Raw genomic sequence first — 481 nt, 5'->3', positions numbered from 1 at the left:
CCCGGGTCAGACTCCTGAGATCCCGGCCTCCCGCATAGGAAATCGAGCTCTGCAGGTCCTGCTCCATCTCGGTCAGCGTATCCTGCAGATGGCCCTTGGCCGGCAGGAGAATTTTTTTGCCTTCGACATTTTTATAGGCCCCTTTTTGGTATTCGGAAGCAGAGCCGTAGTATTCCTTAAATTTATCGCCGTCTACTTCGATGGTTTCACCGGGACTTTCGATATGGCCAGCAAAGAGGGAGCCAATCATGACCATGCTGGCACCGAAGCGGATGGACTTGGCAATATCGCCGTGGGTCCGAATGCCGCGTCTGCAATAATGGGCTTGCGGGCAACTTTGGAGCACCAGCGCAGAGCGGACAGCTGCCAGCCCCGGTCCCAAAGCCGGTCTTAACCTTGGTAATGCAGACTTTTCCTGGGCCAATCCCCACCTTAGTCGCATCTGCACCGGCATTTTCTAACTCCCGCACAGCCTCTGGCG

General features: G+C 55.9%; 1 pseudogene. It reads right to left on the bottom strand.

The window, feature by feature from the left end:
- Window positions 1–481: pseudogene (locus STRDD11_RS13290) on the bottom strand (IMP dehydrogenase); the annotation flags it as partial.

This window comes from Streptococcus sp. DD11, from assembly GCF_001578865.1.
Taxonomy (GTDB): Bacteria; Bacillota; Bacilli; order Lactobacillales; family Streptococcaceae; genus Streptococcus; species Streptococcus panodentis.
Note: the sequence above shows the minus strand (reverse complement) of the source record. Positions and strands in the feature narration are given on the sequence as shown.